The organism is Oleiphilus sp. HI0079 (assembly GCF_001635105.1).
The window spans coordinates 1-2,297 of sequence record NZ_LWFT01000735.1 but is presented as its reverse complement, the minus strand read 5'-3'; the positions used below and the strand labels follow the sequence as shown (position 1 = coordinate 2,297).

Annotated in this window: 2 protein-coding genes; both read right to left on the bottom strand. The window is 44.2% G+C overall.

All coding sequences use genetic code 11. The annotated features are described in order from the left end of the window. On the bottom strand, positions 1–1,066 hold a 1,066-nt coding region (locus A3750_RS13355; protein ID WP_197475032.1), incomplete at its 3' end, for an Ig-like domain-containing protein. A 403-nt stretch (positions 1,067–1,469) separates the two neighbouring features. After that, positions 1,470–2,180, bottom strand: coding sequence for a response regulator transcription factor (locus A3750_RS13350; protein ID WP_068452926.1), 711 nt, complete (start codon positions 2,178–2,180; stop codon positions 1,470–1,472). Positions 2,181–2,297 lie beyond the last annotated feature (117 nt).

Sequence of the window (2,297 nt, the reverse complement as noted above, 5' to 3'; positions counted from 1 at the left end):
CCGAAGAGTCAACAACCTCTCCGCCTCTGAGAAGCTCAAACCCAGCAGACGCATCGACATCAAGAGTGCCATCACTCTTGATCGTGAACACACCTCCATTGTCGCCTATGACTGAAATCTCACCGTTAACAAGAGCTTGCCCATTAACAGCAACTATCTCCAACTCAGTTTCGGTACGCCCTTCAGCATCAAAATCATTTGCAAGCAAGCCGAACCCGATAGGGGTTTCGATTCCTTCAGGGTCTACAATTTGTGTGTAGCCCATATTCTCAACTCTATCCGCGCTAATAGAATAGGTCTCTCCGATATAGCTAGGGTTGATAGCAGAGTCCCCATCTGTTTCAGGCGCATCATTAACTCCAGTAACAAGGACTTCTATCGTTGCGGAGGACGAGTCACCATTCGCCGCTTGATAGGTATATACAATTGATGTCGTTGCACTTTCACCATCGTTAAGATATTCAAAATCGCTATTTGGATCGAACGCCAAAGACCCATCACTTTGAAGGGTAAACAAACCGCCATTGATGCCAGGCACCGGCTGACCAACATTTAAAACATCTCCATTCACGGCAACTACGCTTGCCGCATCGTCAAACAGCTCGTCATTTGCAGTAACGTTTATGCCAAAGATCGAGGTATTTTCATCTGTACTGTAAATGTCGTCACTAGCAAAAATAGAATCGCCGTCGATACCTGTGACGGTGACAGTCACCGAAGCAGTAGAAGTGTTTGAACCATCAGAAATGGTGTAAGTGATGGTCGTATCGCGTGTTTCACCTGCTGCAAGATCTTCAAAGCCTGTAGTTGAATCGAAGTGGAATGATCCATCAGCAAGAATACGAAAAGCACCTCCGGCTGACCCGGAAACGGTTACCTCGCCGTCGACTAATGACTGACCACCAGCGGACAATATTTCCAGCGTATCGCCATCAGCGTCAGAATCATTTTTAAGTAATCCAGTTATATCGAATGACATACCAAACATCTTAAGCACGTAGCCTAACTGACTCTGCTCCCCCGCAGTTGCTTGGTATACGTCGTTATTTGCTATTGGTCCGGCCATAATATTAATCCCTTTATTTTGTATTTATTATCTTTTTGAAGTTCGCAACTGATACGAAACTTTTACACCTAACAATTGTTACCCCATGTAACTGGATTGTAAACAAATGTTTTATGATGATTTATGATGAAAGCGCACCTAACCGGCAAGCCGCTCTTACTAGCCGCGCGCTATTGCGATTAAGAGGCTAATCGACACATCAACACGTTTATTTGGGCACGCCCCTCCAACAATTTCAGGGCTTTAAACAATGATGGCCTCATATCAAATCTAATGCATGTAATTGCGTGGAACCGTTCAATCACAGACACTCACGAGAAAAATCACGCAATTTCTTGCCTTGAGCTAAACGAGTTCGGCAATCACTAAGTGAATTGTTTCTTTACAGGGAGGAATAGTGCATTCAACCAACCGGAGCGACCCAGCGATAGCCTTTGCCGCGAACCGTGCGAATGCAGTTGAAAGAAGGATCAACACGCTGAAATTCAGATCTTATGATTTTTATATGCTGAACGATCGTGTTCGATTCAACTACGATCTTTAGCTCATCCTGAAGATCAAATACTGAAACGGCCTTTCCTTTGGCAAGAAATAGTTGCTTCAAGATTGCCGTTCTAACCGGGCTAAGCGATAGCTCATTGCCATTCCAGAATACGCGCTCACCAAGCTCGTCAAACTCCAAGCCAATATGAGAATATTTAAGGTCTATATGTTCGGCACTCAACCCCCTCATTTTGCGGTGTCGCTCAACAAGCGCATCTAAACGCACAGCCAATAGAGAAAGTGGCTCTCGCTTATCGACATAAGCATCTGCGCCGAGCTTGTAACTCATTTCCTGAAGACCAGTATCTGTATGCGCCGAAAGGATTAAGACTGGTGTTAATGGGAATTTCTCACGAAATTCCCGACATAGCTCGACGCCCGCAAGAGGATTTTCGCCAAGCTCGACATCGAAAACGGCACAGTCAAAATCCGCGTAGCAGTAAATCAGATGCTTCGCTTGATCTTCACAGTCAGCGGCAACAACATTATACCCGTTCGCTAAAAAGAGCTCGGAGAATCTATTACGCAAGCCTGTTTCATCTTCAACATACAAAAGCTTTTTCTGTTCCATAGAAAAGCGCACGCAAACGTTTATTATAATTATTAAGCTCGCATTAAGCTTAAACCTTATCTAGTCTAGGGTTATTTGCAATTGAAAATCAATAGATCAGGACAAAAAGAAATAGAA